The 16,752-nt window shown below is 32.2% G+C and carries 7 protein-coding genes and 1 pseudogene; 5 read left to right on the top strand and 3 right to left on the bottom strand.

Translation table 11 applies throughout. The features are described 5' to 3' along the window. Nucleotides 1-57 precede the first annotated feature (57 nt). A pseudogene (locus BLL40_RS17775) lies at nucleotides 58-260 on the bottom strand (four-helix bundle copper-binding protein); the annotation flags it as partial. 352 nt (nucleotides 261-612) lie between these two features. On the opposite strand from BLL40_RS17775, the gene BLL40_RS08130 reads away from it, so the two are divergent. Next, complete coding sequence (locus BLL40_RS08130) at nucleotides 613-5,547, top strand: DUF4011 domain-containing protein (RefSeq protein WP_073711422.1); 4,935 nt, start codon at nucleotides 613-615, stop codon at nucleotides 5,545-5,547. Between the two features lie 465 nt (nucleotides 5,548-6,012). On the opposite strand, the gene BLL40_RS17770 is transcribed toward BLL40_RS08130, so the two are convergent. Both BLL40_RS17770 and BLL40_RS08120 read right to left on the bottom strand, forming a co-directional pair. Next, the gene (locus tag BLL40_RS17770) at nucleotides 6,013-6,756 is read right to left on the bottom strand and encodes a hypothetical protein (RefSeq protein WP_073711421.1); all 744 of its coding nucleotides are present in this window, start codon (nucleotides 6,754-6,756) and stop codon (nucleotides 6,013-6,015) included. Further along, nucleotides 6,756-6,905 carry a hypothetical protein gene (locus tag BLL40_RS08120; protein ID WP_159434210.1) on the bottom strand — a complete coding sequence of 50 codons (150 nt, stop codon included), beginning with the start codon at nucleotides 6,903-6,905 and terminating at the stop codon, nucleotides 6,756-6,758. Before BLL40_RS08120 ends, BLL40_RS17770 begins: the two co-directional genes overlap by 1 nt. A gap of 751 nt (nucleotides 6,906-7,656) precedes the next feature. On the opposite strand from BLL40_RS08120, the gene BLL40_RS08115 reads away from it, so the two are divergent. The 4 genes from BLL40_RS08115 to BLL40_RS08100 all read left to right on the top strand — a co-directional run bounded on the left by BLL40_RS08115 (nucleotide 7,657) and on the right by BLL40_RS08100 (nucleotide 16,636). After that, entirely contained in the window at nucleotides 7,657-10,260 is a 2,604-nt protein-coding gene (locus BLL40_RS08115) for a hypothetical protein (protein ID WP_073711419.1), read from the top strand. A gap of 401 nt (nucleotides 10,261-10,661) precedes the next feature. Continuing rightward, nucleotides 10,662-12,167, top strand: a complete 1,506-nt coding sequence (locus BLL40_RS08110; RefSeq protein WP_073711418.1) for a class I SAM-dependent DNA methyltransferase — start codon at nucleotides 10,662-10,664, stop codon at nucleotides 12,165-12,167. Beyond that, entirely contained in the window at nucleotides 12,149-13,279 is a 1,131-nt protein-coding gene (locus BLL40_RS08105; RefSeq protein ID WP_073711417.1) for a restriction endonuclease subunit S, read from the top strand. The genes BLL40_RS08110 and BLL40_RS08105 overlap by 19 nt, the downstream gene beginning before the upstream one ends. A gap of 21 nt (nucleotides 13,280-13,300) precedes the next feature. Beyond that, the gene (locus tag BLL40_RS08100) at nucleotides 13,301-16,636 is read left to right on the top strand and encodes a DEAD/DEAH box helicase family protein (protein ID WP_073711416.1); all 3,336 of its coding nucleotides are present in this window, start codon (nucleotides 13,301-13,303) and stop codon (nucleotides 16,634-16,636) included. Nucleotides 16,637-16,752: the final 116 nt, after the last annotated feature.

The following is a 16,752-nucleotide window of genomic DNA, read 5'->3' as shown; positions in this document are numbered from 1 at the left end:
ACAAGCTGTTGTTCATTATCAGCGTGTTCTCTCATGGAATTAGGCTGCCATTTTGCGGCACATTTCTGCACATAGGGCACAGATTTGTGAAGCAAATGGACTATTCGTTTGCATAGCTTTAGCTGCAAAGCTACACATGTCCGCGCACTCTCTATCTAATCAATGCACTCCGCCATCATTTGTACATGCTCCTCTTTTAAACAAGCGTCAAAACAAGTATTGCAAGCTTCCATACATTCTGTATATTGCTGCTGGATCATAGTTATCCAGGTTCATTTTCATTCTACCCAGTTCATTTTTAAAATAACGCGATATTCAAAACTCCTAACAATCTGCACATTTAGGTAATCAAAAAGAGCGTTACCTGATTAGTACCGTTTCACACAAAAAATTTAGATGTATTTTTAACGTGCCAGGTATTGTTTATAGAACTTTTTATGTATTTGTATTTAGTCGTAACACGTGTCTTACAAGGAATAATGTTTCTTTATATAAAAACATTCACAGACGTATTATAATTCATTGTTATATGGCATAATTGGGTAAATAGGCACAATGTGGCATTTTATTTACCTAGGGAATAAGGTCTTCAAGGAGAAAAGGGGTTTTTTGATGAATGATTCAAAGTTAGATAAAAAAATCGAACAATGGAAATCACGACTCTTGGATTTATCAAAGAGAAATCGATTATTAAATTTTAAAACTAATAAATCAACGGTAAAAATTGATACAGATACTCAAGAAGTATTTAATTTTTTATTAAATGATAAAAGTTTACGTGTAAACGCGTTTGTAAATATCGAAAATGAAGCAAAAAAATTAACACAAACTATTGAAGTAAAGGATTATAGTAAAGATGAAATTGATGAATTGTATCAGAGGAATATAACCAAGGTAAAACAGAAATTAGAAAAACAATTAAATGATATTCGTCTTAAAGGAAAGGCTTCCATAGATGAAAAAGGTGTTAACACACTTTATTTAGCTTGTGGTTTTTTAAATTGGACAGAAGTAGATTACAGTAAAACAGTTCTTAAGTCACCTATATTGTTAGTTCCGTTAACGTTATACCGCGAATCAGCTAGAGATCCTTATTTTATGCAAAGTATGGACGACGAAGTAATACTTAATCCAGTTTTAGAACAAAAATTAAAGATTGATTTTGGAGTAAATTTAAGCCCACTTGAAGAGTTAGATTATGAATCCTTTGAAGACATAATTAATTTATATGAGAAAGAATTAAAAATTGAAGATTCTTGGACTATAACTCAAGAAAGTTATATTGGGTTATTCTCTTTTAACAAATTAGTTATGTTCACGGATTTTGAGCAATACGAAAATGATGTGAAAGAAAATCCATTTGTGCAAGCTTTATCGGGGATTGAGCAAGAAAGGGATATCTGTGAAAGAGATAATATACAAGATATTAAAACTTATGATCAAAAAGGATCTTCTGAACGATCGTTTCAAATATTAGATGCTGATTCAAGTCAGCAAGAATCCATTTTAGCAGCAAAAAACGGTGTGAGTTTTATTATGCAAGGTCCTCCAGGTACAGGGAAAAGTCAAACTATTACAAATATTATTGCTGAATCTTTAGCCGATGGGAAGAGAGTTTTATTTGTAAGTGAGAAAAAAGCTGCTTTAGATGTGGTTAAAAAAAGAATAGATGATAAAGGCCTTTCCGATTATTGTTTAGATTTACATAGTCATAATTCTAATAAAAAAGCAGTGTTGGAAGAATTAAAAAAAGCATTAGAACAAAAACACTCTCCGTTATACGCATTTCAATCTTATTCGGAATTTGATGATACTAAACAAAAATTAAATCAATATGTCGCAGCACTACACAAAAAAATTGAGCCTTTAAATGAAACACCACAAAAGATACATGGGAAATTATCGGTATTAAATGAAATCCCAGAACTTCTTTTTGAATTATCAGATGTTCAGGCTTATGATACTAGAAAGCTAAATGAAGCACGCAAAAGTCTCATCAGATTGGAAAGAGTGAAAAGTTTAATAGGTAGAGAAGAGAAGCATTTGTGGAAGGGAGCAATACCAAAAGAAGCAACCTTTGAATTAGAATCAAGTATTAAAGCGAATTTTAATTCTTTATCTGAAAATTTAAAAGAATTATCCCTTATATTTAAAAATGCTGCTGAGATGGTAGCGTTCAAAGGTGAGCTCTCTTTAATTGGAATAGATCATATTCTTGATTTAAATAAGATGATGTCTAATAAACCAGATGCGCCTATTACATGGTTTAGCGACAAGGGCAAAGAATTACTTGAAAAAGCCGATGAACAATATGAAAATTATCAATTATTGTTTACAACAATTAATAAATTAAAGAAAGAACTTTTAGTAAATTATAAAAGTGATATTCTAAATATAAAATATAATGAACTTTATAACATAATTACAACTGAATACAAGGAAGATATTCTTACCTATGTAGACCATTACGATGGTTTTGTTGAAAAAATTTTTTTAAAGGGACATGAAGTAGAAAAAGCAGTTGAAAAGGTATGTGGTTATTTTAATGAGATAAATAAGGCTAAAGAAGAATTTCGAAATTTGACTGGGTTTCAATTTGAAATTTTTAATGAAAAAGAAATATTATTCTTTGAAAAATTTTATGATTTAATAAAAGATAACCCTTCTCCAACAGAACAATGGTTTCATTCGGAGAAGAGGGATGAAATAAGAAATATTATTAAGGAAAATAGAGAATTATTTAAAGCATATAATTCTGAGAAAATAAAGTTAGAAAAAGAATTTGATCTTGGAATTTTAAATGAAAATCTTGATGACATTCTAAATCGCTTTACCCAAGAATACACTTCTTTTCTCCGCATCCTTAAAGGACAGTACAAGAAAGATAACAATTTAATAACATCCTATTTAGTTGAAAAGAAAAAGTTGCAATATGATAAAACAATAAAAGATATCCGAGCACTAAATTCTTTAAAAAAGTTGAAAAATAAAATAGAAGATCAAAAAGATAATTTATCAGAACTATTCGGTTTAGAATATAATGGTGAAAAAACAGATTGGGATAAGGTTTCTTCAAATATTGAAAATATTTTTTCATTAGATGTATTTCTTATACAAGGAAATAAACAAGACCTTTTTAAACCATTTATATTGAAAATGGAAACCCAGTCAGTAATAATTTTCAGAGATTTGATCCATAAATTTAGGAGCTTATACCAAGAAATTAATAATGAATTACTTTTTCTAAGAAAAGAATTTATGCCAAAGTTATGGAACATTGATGAAAATACAGATTTATATAAATTCATAGATGAAAAACAAAAAATTAACGATTTTATAAGTGGATTATTAAATGCAAAAAACAAAGTAAATTCTTTATCTTTAACAGAACAAAATATTACATTTAATAATATTAACGAATTATTTAAAGTCTTGAATAACATAGAAAGAATATCAGAGAAAATTGATGGTGAAACGGAGAACCTTTCGTTGCTTTATGGGGAGCTATTCAAAGGATATGATACGGATTGGTTTGCAGTAAAAGAAGCCATTGATTGGATGTCGAAAGTAAAAGAAAGTTATGAGGAATGGTTCCCAGAAGCTTTTGTGGATGTGATTAATAGCAAGGACAAGTTGTCGGGTTTTTCTGCTATATGTTCTCAACTTGAAATGAAGGAAGAATTACTTGAACATGGAGTAAAGTTTTATCAAAGTATATTCCCTTATGATGAGAAGATATTTAATGGACAATCCTTTTATTATGCAGATCTTTCACAAGTTTGTTTAGTATTGGATAGATTATCGGAAAGCACCTTCAAGCTTCAAGAATGGATCACTTTCCAAGAAGCTCTCAACAGAGTGTATGAGCTAGGTCTTGAAGACTTTGTTAGGAAAATTATTGAAAATGATAAATTAAACTCTGAGTTTGAAATAGTCTTTTTAAAACGTTTTTATCAACTGTGGCTAGATAATGCATATCGCCTACGACCATCTCTCAAACAGTTTAGGATAGATCAACATGAAAGATTACTTGAGGAATTTAGGTATGATGATCTTTCACACATTGATATAAATAGTTCGCGACTTCATGAAATTCTTACAGAAAGAAAAGAATCATATTTAGAAAATTATGCTTATAAAAGTTCAGAAGTAGCTGTTCTAAGACGTGAAATACAAAAACAAAAAAGACATAAACCTATTCGTAAACTTTTTTCTACAATACCAGATTTACTTATGTCTTTAAAACCTTGTATGATGATGAGCCCTTTATCAGTTAGCCAATTTATTGATCCATCAATATTAAAGTTTGATGTAGTTATCTTTGATGAGGCTTCTCAAATAAGGCCAGAAGATGCAATTGCAGCAATAATGAGAGGGAAACAACTTATTATTGCGGGAGACAATAAACAATTGCCTCCAACATCATTTTTCAGTCAACAAGTTGAAGTAGATGAAGAATTTATTGATGAAGAAGATGAGGATATTTATGAAAATTTTGAAAGTATTTTGGATGAATGCCTGTTATTCATGCCGCAGATGTCTTTAAAATGGCATTACAGAAGTAAACAGGAATCGCTAATTGCTTTCTCAAACAAAGAGATCTATAATAATGAACTTTATACATTCCCAAATTCACTTCAGCGTGAACATGATGGAATATCACATGTTTATGTTAAAGATGGTGTTTATGATCGTGGGGGATCAGGCAGGAATCTTAAAGAAGCAGAAAAAGTCGCTGAACTCGTCTTTGAACATATTAATAGATCAAAAGATCGTTCTTTAGGAATTATTGCATTCAGTGAAAAGCAACAAGGGGCCATTCAGGACAAGATTGACGAATTAAGGAAGCAATATCCAGAACATGATGATTTCTTTAATGAAAATCGATTTGAATCCTTCTTTGTAAAAAACCTTGAAAATGTTCAAGGGGACGAGAGGGATACCATTATTATCAGCATTGGTTACGGGAGGGATCTCCAAGGTCGTATGTATTATAATTTTGGACCACTTAATAAAGATGGTGGTGAGAGAAGGTTAAATGTCGCTGTTTCCCGTGCAAAAAAGGAAATAAAGGTTGTATCAAGTATTTTAGATATTGATTTGGATGATACAAAATTAACAAAGCGTGGACCTAAATTATTGAAAGCTTATTTAGCCTATGCCAAAAGTGGCGGAGAATTCAGCTACAACACGGGCATCGAAAATGATGGAGAGGTTGACAGTCCATTTGAACAAGATGTTTATGATACCCTTCGGAACAAGGGATTGGAACTAAGAAAGCAAGTCGGCTGCTCAGGCTATCGCATTGATTTAGCCGTAGTAGATCCAAAACAACCAGGTAAATATATTTTAGGAATTGAATGTGATGGTGCAACTTACCACTCATCTAAAACTGCGAGAGATCGTGATCGGTTAAGACAAAATGTTTTAGAGTCATTAGGATGGGAAATTGAAAGGATTTGGTCTCAAGATTGGGTGAAAAGGAAGAAGGTAATATCTGATTTAATAGTCGATAAGGTGCAAAAAAAATTAATTTTATCTTCTTAAAAAGTTCATTATATAAATTTAATATAACAAAATTAGCATTAAAACCCTGAGCCTATATCATAATGAGCTCAGGGTTTTTGGTTATTCTGGATTAATTACATACACATTTTGTTTTTAAAACCTTGTAAAAATATTGTACTTTGTAAAATTAGGGCATATAGAATATATTGTATCGCTTTGATGCGCAATGGTGCAATATTTAAAGACCACACAGAATGGATAGGGGGAAAATACTTATGAAGCATTTGTATCACAAGATAAATTTGATAAAATTCAGGAGATTTTTACATGGATCAACTGATATGATAGCCTGTCTAAAATGAGCTAGCCTTGATAAAACGGAGTACTACTCACGTCCGCAGAAAGCTCCAAAATATGTATAGATTCTTTACACTATGCCGAAGAAAAGGATAGAGTTAATTTAATTTGATAGATTAATAAACCCACAGAAAGTTATTCTGTGGGTTAAACGTACCGTTTTGAAATATGAAAAATAGTAGTCTTATCTAGATGTGCCCCTGAGTAAAACTTATGGACAAAATCACTGTCTAATGTAGCAAAATAATCTGCCTCGTTTTGTTTAGCAACTGCTAAGTGTAGTGAATCTTTAACTTCTAACTGAAGTTCACTCATAAATACTTGAGCCATATAAAAAGTAGATTCATCTGAAGACACATGTTCAGTTTGAATGTTGAACTCATTATTTAAATTACTAAATAGATCATTAAAAATCTGTAATACAGATTCATAGTAATAGTTGAGCGAATCTCTATCAGTGTACCGTTCTTTATACAATTTTATAGTTTCTTTTACAGGTATAAAGACTTTATTACCAGTTCGGAACCCTCGTAATTCCTGCTGATCAACAAGCTGCATTAATTTCCTAGCGATAAATGGGTCGCCTAGAACATCTTTTTCATCAGCAGAAAGATCTTTTTTTAATACGAATTTCCGATATGCTAGATGTATAACACTGTAAATATGACCTAAAAATAAATGTTGAACGACTTCAGAAAAAACATGGTTACTAATTAAAAGTTTTTTTATATTATCATTTTGCATTTTGATTAAAACACGCTCTACTAATTCCCCATCCTCATCTCCATTTGCATCTAAGAAAGCCAATAAAAAACAAGCATCGACATAAATGGATGCCTGTTTAAAAGAGTTATAATTAAGATCTTCAATTCTGAGTATTTTTACAGGCATTATTGACCTCTTCTGTAAAGCTCGACAAGGGAATGTCCAGGAGCGGTTTTTATTGCGAGCATTTTTCTTAAATCAGAAATAGTTTGAGGTTTTTTGCTTTCATTTTTAGGTTGTTTTACTATTTCAGGGAGCGTTTTTACAGTTGACATATTAATCACTCCAAAATTATTATTTTTCTTATTATATCTATTAATGGAATTCTTGTCCATACCTAATCACCTCAAATTTATTGGTATTATACAAAGTATTAGTTTGCAACAAAAAAAGAACTACTATATATTATTTTTCCCACTCTAGATAGTTCTTACACCATGATTTTTGAAATTAAATAATTAGTGAAGAAAAAGCTTCATGAAATTGAAAACCCCAAGACAGTTTATAATTTTAATCAGAGCATATCTGAAATCATTTACACTTTATTTAAGTTATTTAAATTAACCAAGAAATCCGATTAAGATTGAATTAGTCTAGGTAAATTTGAAAATATTATTAATTACTAAAATGAAAGTAATATTAATTAAAGACAGATTTTCATTTATATTATCAAAGGCTGCTCGCCAAAATTGTTGAAATTTGATCGGAATTCATATAAAAGGAGTGAGCATGTATGAAGCTAATGTTTATCCTTTTTTTATCAACGTTTAAAATTTTCAAAGTATATTATATCTTAGCTTTATAATCAAAAATGTTTTATCCTCTCTTAGGAAAAAAATATGAAAATCTTTTGATCAATGGAAAAGTAAAATTATATTCAATTAATTTTGATTTAAAAATCTAACCTCTTTAGACAATAAGATAATTCGCTGATAAGATAAATATAGGACTATTGTATATAATAATTAGAATAGTCCAAATGTTTTTTTGAACTTTGTAGAAGTTGAACAATGGGGGGGCGAAGGATTGTCAAATAATAAAACATATAGCAGCCATGAAAAAGTAAATGATGCATTTTGGAGAGAATTGAAAATTAGGATAGATGCATTTAATGAGTACTCTGAAGAAATAAAAACAAGCTTGTTTCACTTAACGATTGAAAAATGTACTCTTGAAGAATTAAAAGAAATTTTATCTTTTTTTGATAAGAGTATCGAAACAAAAGAGAAAGTAGAATTAATAAAACAAGCTAAATTAATTAATAAAAATGATCAATGTTTATTATTAAAAGCAAAAGAGTTCCTGCACCGCAAAAAAGGTTCAATAAAGTCTTATTACAACTTAGTTAGTAACAGTTTTGAAGATACTTACTCTACACCTTTAGTACAACTTCTTCATTTGTTTAAAAAGTCGCCAGCTAACCTTTTTTCTTTTTACACTTACCATTTATGGAGTGTTAGAGGTTCGGGCGATCTTCTTTCTCTAAATAAAAAAGTTTCAGTAGAAAAATCAAAGGATTTAGCAAAAAATAGTGAGTTTGAAAAAGAATTAGAGAATCGTTTATTTAAGGGATCAGGTGAAAAAAATAAGTATCGAATTTTCTCTTATTGTATTCTAGACAATCAGAGAGTTATTGTTCTTTGGTATAAACGATTAAACGATATTTCACGACCTGACTTCAAAGAGGCTATTAGAAATCAGGAAGTGGATGAAATGATGTATGAGGTTAGTTTGGATAATCAATCTGTGGAAATAAAAATCAAGACTGAAACTGAAAAAAGAATTATTAAAAAATATTTAGAAGAAACATTTGAAGGCGAACTTACACTGGTAAAGTCGGAAGTATTTAACCGTTATAATAAACAAATGGTTTTAGATAGCTTTCTTTTAGGCAAGTCTGCTGTTGGAAAAACCATTGTTGACTTTCAAGTAGAAAGCATTCATTTCAGAGAAAGTTTGCTGAAAAATTCTCCAGAAATAACTATAAAGGCTAACCATATAGACGTATGGGCATCTATTAAGGATGCTTATGAAAAAAACTGTATTCACATGACTAGTATAAAGGACATAGCAGGAATGGCTGTTATTGCTGAAGGAACTAGAAGGATCATTCGTTCCTCTGTTTTAGAGAACGGCCATATTTTATTAACAATGGATGATAGTCGCTTGGAAAAAGACAGGAGAAAATCATTTATGGATAAGTTTTTGGAACGTTTCGGAATACCACTATTTCAGGAAATTTCAAATGAACATTTTACTGATGGACAATCAGATTTAGTGGATTATGCAATGTCGCAAGTGAATTCTGAAAACATTCAGGAGAATGAACAGTATGGGAAGTTGATTGAGAAAAAAATGTTGAAACTAATACCTGAAGAAACGGCTTATTGTCAAGAGAGGGACTGTACATACGAAGAAAGAAGATCAGATGATCAAACGATTCCAACAGAATGTCCAGTTTGTGAAGGGATAATTAAAACTAAATCGAACATACTTTTAAAAACGGATATAAAGCAAATTAATCAATATATACAGTCTCATATTAAAATTTTGGAGAAAAGTGGTGACTGGAAAAAACTAAATAACTCTATAATGACTTTCGGAAAAAGAAAATATGAGTTTATTAACATAGAACGCAATGTAGATGGTAAATTGTTTCAATTGATAATTACAGAAGAAACTCTTCCAAGGCCTTTTTTAAATAGATTGATAAAACAGATGACACCGATAATTATTATCTTTGTCGGTCATCAAGATCTGTATGTTGAAAAGTTTACAACCGATTCAATCCAAACAATGACTTTTGGTAAGTTATTTGTGTTGGATAAAGAAGAAGAGATTCTAAATTTCTATATACCACTTATGAATACTTTAGCTTTAAGATCCAAAGCTTATATTGCATCAGCAGCTAGCAAAGCATATGAATCGCTTTGTCAGCTTCCACTTATGATAGAAGAAGAAGTAAAGGAATATGATGAAGATACATTAGAAGACGATGTGTTTGCGATCTTAAAGGATATTTTTACGAATGCAACAAAATGGGGAAATAACAAAAAAGGACAAGCTGTACCAGAGGGAGTTTTTACTATTTCTTGTAGAAATGGAAAATACACTAAAGTATTGAATGATACTTTTACGTTCGACTGCAAGTATACAGAAAAAGATCATTATAATTTAGAAAGAAGTGAAAAGCGAAAAGCTGTGGAATATGTGAAAAGCCTAGGTGTAAATGCTTATATTCAGCGGTTTAGCAATGTGTCAGAAATTAGTGCTCATTTGTTTATTTCTAACAAGGATTTTATGCCAATACAAGTTAAATCTATGGTGAAATATTTCGAAGATGAATTATTAGATGATGAAGAAAGAGAAGAAGAAATTTCGACGGTTCCTGTTTTTATTACTACTGAGGTTCTTACTTATTTGCATGAATTATACAGAGGTCACATAGAAGAAATACAACTTGCGCCTAATCTCTTTCTAAGAGAACTAAGGAAAACTCTGTTACCAAAAGAACATATAGTAACGAAAGATCATATAGATCAAGTATTTGAAAAAGCCTTAGATGAAGAACTTAGAGAACTGGATAGATTGAATATGGTGAAACTAAACAAAGATGTCTCGGTATCTTAGGGGATTACTCGATAAATTGTAGGTACCTATACGGAACGAAGGTAAAGCATTATTTGGTATAGATCTTCAATGTAGTGTTGTTCAATCAGTAACGAATGGTTGCACTTCCCCTAAAACTTTTTAAGTAATCCTAATGGCTTCTCCTAAAAAGAAGCCTCTTTTTTATTATTATTTCGCTAACCCTTCCTAACTTTTCGAATGATTCAACAGCTCTTCTTTTTTCATATAGACTTTGTTGAAACCCATGCAAAAATATAGTAACTTTGAATTTTTATGTCTTTTATATAAATACTTTGAGTGTGAATTGTGAGTAAATCAGAATTAAAATTCTTAAAATAAGCTAACGTTAAAATGCTACAATAGATACTATGTTGATTCTACATTACTAGGAGTTGTATTAAATGATAACAGGCGAAGTGAAAAATAAAGTTGATAAGATATGGGAGCATTTTTGGACAGGTGGAGTGACTAATCCGCTAACTGTTATTGAACAGTTTACATATTTGCTTTTTATTCAAGGACTAGATGACATTCAAAAGCGAATGGAAAAACAGTCATTGATTACAGGTAAGCCAATTGAGCGACCTATCTATACAAAAGAACAAGAGAATTTACGCTGGTCAAAATTTAAAGAGCAGGATTCAGAAGAAATGTTTCGTGTTGTAAAAGATGAAGTCTTCCCACACATGAAAAAAGTTGGGGAAGATAAATCACGCTTTAGCAAACATTTAGAAAATGCGGTCTTTGTCATTCCAACACCTTTACTATTACAAAGGGTTATAACGGGAATTGATAACTTATTAAATGACTTACCATCGCAAAACAGGGATACTTTAGGTGACTTATATGAATACTTGTTATCAAAATTATTGACATCAGGTACAAATGGACAGTTTCGCACACCACGTCATATTATCGATATGATGGTTGCGCTAATGAAACCATCACCAAAGGATACAATTGTTGATCCTGCATCAGGCACAGCTGGCTTTCTTGTATCAGCAGCTGAGTATATTTATAAGCATCATCATGATGAGATATTTATGTCTAATGATAAAAAGCTTCGTGATCATTATAACTTTACAATGTTTAACGGTTTTGATACCGACTCTACTATGCTGCGAATCGGAGCAATGAATTTAATGCTTCATGGAATAGAAGACCCGAATGTTTCTCAGCTTGATTCGCTATCCAAAACTAATATTCAAGAGGAATCATATACACTCTGTTTAGCTAATCCTCCATTTAAAGGATCATTGGATTATGATGAAGTAAACCCAAATTTATTGAACAAAGTAAAGACTAAGAAAACAGAACTCTTATTTTTAGCACTCATGGTTCGACTTTTAAAAACAGGTGGTCGTTGTGCAGTGATTGTTCCTGACGGTGTTTTATCAGGAGCTTCAAAAGCACATGCAGATATTCGTAAAGATTTAGTAGATAATCAAAAACTAGAAGCGGTTATTTCAATGCCATCTGGCGTTTTTAAGCCATATGCGGGTGTTTCAACTGCTATTCTTATTTTTACGAAAACAAACAATGGTGGCACTGGTAATGTATGGTTCTATAATATGCAAGCAGACGGATATTCCCTTGACGATAAGCGCACACAACTTGATCATGATAAACATGAAGAGAATAATATACCTGATATTATCAAACGGTTCGGCAACCTTGAAAAGGAAAAAAATCGAAAGCGTACGGAACAATCTTTCTTTGTCCATATCGATGAAATTCGCAAAAATCAGTATGAGTTAAGTTTTAACCGTTTTACAGAAACTGTATATGAAGAAGTAAAATATGAAGCACCAGAAAAAATCATCACTGAAATAAAACAGATAGAGACAGAAATTATACAAGGAATGGAAGAGTTGGAGGTGATGCTGAAGTGGAACAAGTTAAATTAATTGATATTTGTCTTCCTAAACAGTGGAAAACTATACCTGCTTCAAAGCTAAAAGAGGAAGGTTACCTAGTTTATGGTGCTAACGGATTGATTGGATATTATGACCAATATACCCATGAGGGTGAAACGTTAATGATAACGTGTCGGGGTGCGACTTGTGGAACATTAAATATAAGTAAACCGTACTCTTATATCAATGGTAATGCTATGGCTCTAGACAATCTAGACATCAGTAGGGTAAACCTTAAATATCTATATTATTTTTTGAAAGCAAGAGGATTTAACGATGTCATATCAGGTTCAGCGCAACCACAGATTACCAGAACTAGTCTAAAGAATGTATCGGTACTGCTTCCAAGTCTCGACGAGCAAGAAAGGATTGCAGATATTTTAGATAAACTAGATTATATAATTAATAAACGAAAAGAATCAATAGAGAAGCTAGATGGATTACCTAAAATATTATTTAGGGACATGTTTGGGGAGACTTTCTCAACTTGTAATAGTATAGAGTTTTATCCACTTGACGAAGTATGTTCTGAAATATATAGATATCCTACTTTTTATGGATTGAAGTACAAAGCAGAGGGTTCAGCTGTAATAAGAATTGGTAACATTCTTTCGAATGGAATTGTGGATCCTGATATGTCAAATTACGTCTATATTGATTCTGATATAAGTGAAAAATATCCAAGGACAATAATTGAATATAATGACATTGTTATGGCTGTTCGAGGGGATGGCTCTACTGCTAAAAGAATTGGGATAATAAACTCTAAAAATTTAATAAATGCAAATATTAGCCCTAACCTTCTTCGAATAAAAGCAAATATAGAAAAAGTAAATCCCAAATATTTATTTTATTTTTTAACTTCTGATATAGGGCAAAAAAAGCTTGAGTCCTATATTAAAAGGACGGCTAAAAAAAACATAACTGCAACTGATGTTAAGAAAATAGAATTATTTGTCCCTTCCAAAGAAGTTCAGGATAAATTTGAGAAAATAGTGTCTAAAATCGAGTATCAAACAGCACTTAAAAAAAGGCAGTTAATTAGAATGGAAGAAATAAATAAAGCTTTCATTCAAGAGGCTTTCAAAAGGCAATTAAATTAATTAAAAAGTGAGGTGACCACCATGCTTTATAATGTAGATATAATTAGAGAAAACTGGTCAAGTGTTTATGAAGCTGCGGTGGAAGCAGAGAAGAATGTTTATTCTGCTCCCCGCACTTCTCTTTTTTATAGCCGTTTAGCATTGGAACGTGCAATTCATTGGTTATTTGCTAATGACGATTATTTAGAAAGGCCTGAACGGGATGATCTATATACGCTTATGTATGAAAGAACATTTCGAGAAAACTTAACACCGAGCCTATTTAAACCAATTGATCTTATACGTCGCCTTGGCAATCTTGCGGTACATAGTGATCAGAAAGTTACAAAGAAGGAGTCATTAACTGTATTTGAAAACCTTTTTCAATTTTTGAATTGGCTCCAACGCTTTTATAGTGAATCACCTCAGAAAAATGTCACCTTAGACCTTCAACTAATACCTACTGAAAAAACAGAATCAGATAAGAGCGCAAAAGAACTTGAGCAGCTTTCGAATCAATTGGAAAATAAAGATCGGCAACTTGAAAAACTCCTACGTGAAAATGAAGAACTACGTAAGCAATATCGACTCAATAAAGAGAAGAATGCTAAGGACATTGCAAAAGATACGAAGCCATACTCTGAAGCGAAAACAAGGCAACTTTTTATTGATCTTATGTTAAAAGAAGTTGGCTGGGACCCACATGGTCAAAATGTAGAAGAATATGAGCTTGAAGGGATGCCAAATCGGTCAGAAGTCGGCTTTGCTGATTATGTCCTTTGGGATGATAATGGGAAGCCTCTTGCTGTTGTTGAAGCGAAACGAACGACAAAAAGTCCTGCAACAGGGAAGAAGCAGGTTGAATTATATGCTGATCTACTTGAAAAACGCTTTAATCAACGCCCTATTATGTTTTATACAAACGGTTATGAAACATGGCTTTGGGATGATGAGATGTATCCACCGAGACATGTACAGGGGTTCTATACGAAGGATCAGCTTCGGCTAATGATTGAAAGGCGTATTCTACGAAAGCCGCTTACAAAGCAAATTATAAATCAGAAAACGGCAGGTCGTTACTATCAGATCGAAGCGATTCGCCGAACGGCAGAAACATTTGAAAAGAAAAAACGGCATGCTTTATTAATTATGGCAACTGGAACAGGTAAAACAAGAACAGCAGTTGCTCTCGTAGAGCTACTTATGAAAGCAGGTTGGGTAAAGAATGTTCTTTTTCTCGCTGATCGAAAAGAGTTAGTTCGCCAAGCGAAAAACGCTTTTAGCGCACACTTACCGCATACTTCCGTCATTAACTTACTTGAGGAGAAAGAGGACGAAACAAGCAGAGTAATCGTATCGACATATCCAACTATGATGAATCTCATTAATCAAACAAAGAAAGCTAATAAGCGATTTAGTGTGGGACATTTTGATTTACTGATTATTGATGAATCTCATCGTTCTATTTATAAAAAGTATGGAGCGATATTTGATTATTTTGATGCGCTAATGGTTGGGCTGACAGCGACACCTAAAACGGATATCGACAAAAATACGTATCAAGTATTTGACTTAGAAGATGATGTACCGACTTTTGCATATGACTATGAGCAAGCAGTAGAAGATGAATATCTGGTGCCAGCTCGACCGATAAAAATAAGTATGAAAATACCTAGTAGAGGAATTAAATATACGGATTTATCGGAGAAAGAAAAAGAAGAATATGATGAAGAATTTACTGATGAAGTAACTGGAGAGAAACCAGAAGAAATTAGTTCAAGTGCTATTAACTCCTGGATTTTCAATCGTAATACGGTAGATAAAGTTTTGAAGATCTTAATGGAAAAAGGAATAAAAGTAAAAGGGGGAGACGAATTAGGGAAAACCATCCTATTCGCCAAAAACCATAAACATGCCGAATTTATCGTAGAACGGTTTAACGTCTTATTTCCTGATAAGAAAGGGAAATTTCTAGTACTTATCGATAATCAAGTATCGTATGCAGAGTCGTTACTTAATGATTTGAAAGTTAAAGATAAACATCCTCAAGTGGCTGTTTCTGTTGATATGCTTGATACGGGTATTGATATCCCTGAAATCGTGAACCTTGTTCTCCTGAAACAAGTTCATTCAAAGGCAAAGTTCTGGCAAATGATAGGGCGTGGAACACGTCTCTCTGAAGATTTATTTGGACCAGGACAAGATAAACAAGAGTTCTACGTGTTTGATTTTTGTGGCAATATTGACTTTTTTGAAGCATTTCCAGAAGGAAAGGAAGCAAAAGCGCAAGATTCATTAAATGAACAGTTGTTTTCAACAAGAGCAAAGTTAATTTACCACTTACAAGATGATAAGGAGCAACAAGAGTTACGTGAAGAACTGGTTGATTATGTTGCAACACAAGTAAATCAGTTAGATGAGCAACACTTTTTAGTACGGCCCCATTATCGTCAAGTTGAACGCTTCCGATTAAAAGATGGTTGGCAACCTATCAGCGAAGATACCTTACGTGAAGCGATTGATCACTTAGGGCGTTTAGTAACAATAGAAGAAGAGGAAGATGTAAAACGGTTTGATTTATTAATGTTAAAATTGCAACTAGCATTAGTTGAACCGAGGGCTGCAAAGAATACAAAACGAATGGTCACTAATGTCAAAAAGACAGGAAAGCAATTAGAAGAAAAAACAGTTATTGATGAGGTTAAGCAAGCACTGCCCATCATCGAAGAAGTACAAACAAATGAGTTTTGGGAGAGTGCTACTGAATATGATCTTGAGCGAGTTCGGCTTGCACTAAGAGATTTAATTCAGTACATCGATAAAAAGGATAGAAAAGTTGTTTATACTAATTTTGAAGATGAAATTGAGGGGATCGATGAAGATTCAGAAATGCCCGTAACAACAGACTGGCGTGATTATAAGATTGAAGTAAATCGTTTTATACGTCAACATCAAGACCATATAACGATTCAAAAAATTCATAATAATAAGCAAATTACAGCACAGGATATTGAAGAACTTGAAAAGATCTTATTTAATGAGGGAAATTTGACAAAAGAAAAGTATGAAAAAGAATTCGGAAGTGAGCGTCCACTTTCCCTTTTTATCCGAGAAGTATTGGGGATGGATCAAGCAGCCGCAAAAGAAGTATTTTCCGAATTTCTTGAAGGAACCACATTAAACGCAAACCAAATCCAGTTTATCAATCAAATTATTGAGTTTTTCACAAAGAATGGAACACTCGATCCATCATTACTATTTGATGAGCCATTTACTACCTTTCATCAAGAAGGGATAACGGGATTGTTTGATGATGGTACTGCAATGAAGCTAGTTGGCTTGATTAAAGAATTGAATGATTCAGTAAGAATATCTTAATTGTTAAGGTATATTTAATGTGTTAACAAAGATAAAAAACAAGGTAAAGAATATCAATATCTTTCTTTACCTTGTTTACTAATTAAACTTATATGTCTTTAACCAACTAACTGCTC

This window comes from Domibacillus mangrovi (assembly GCF_001906925.1).
GTDB lineage: Bacteria > Bacillota > Bacilli > Bacillales > Domibacillaceae > Domibacillus > Domibacillus mangrovi.
Note: the sequence above shows the minus strand (reverse complement) of the source record. Positions and strands in the feature narration are given on the sequence as shown.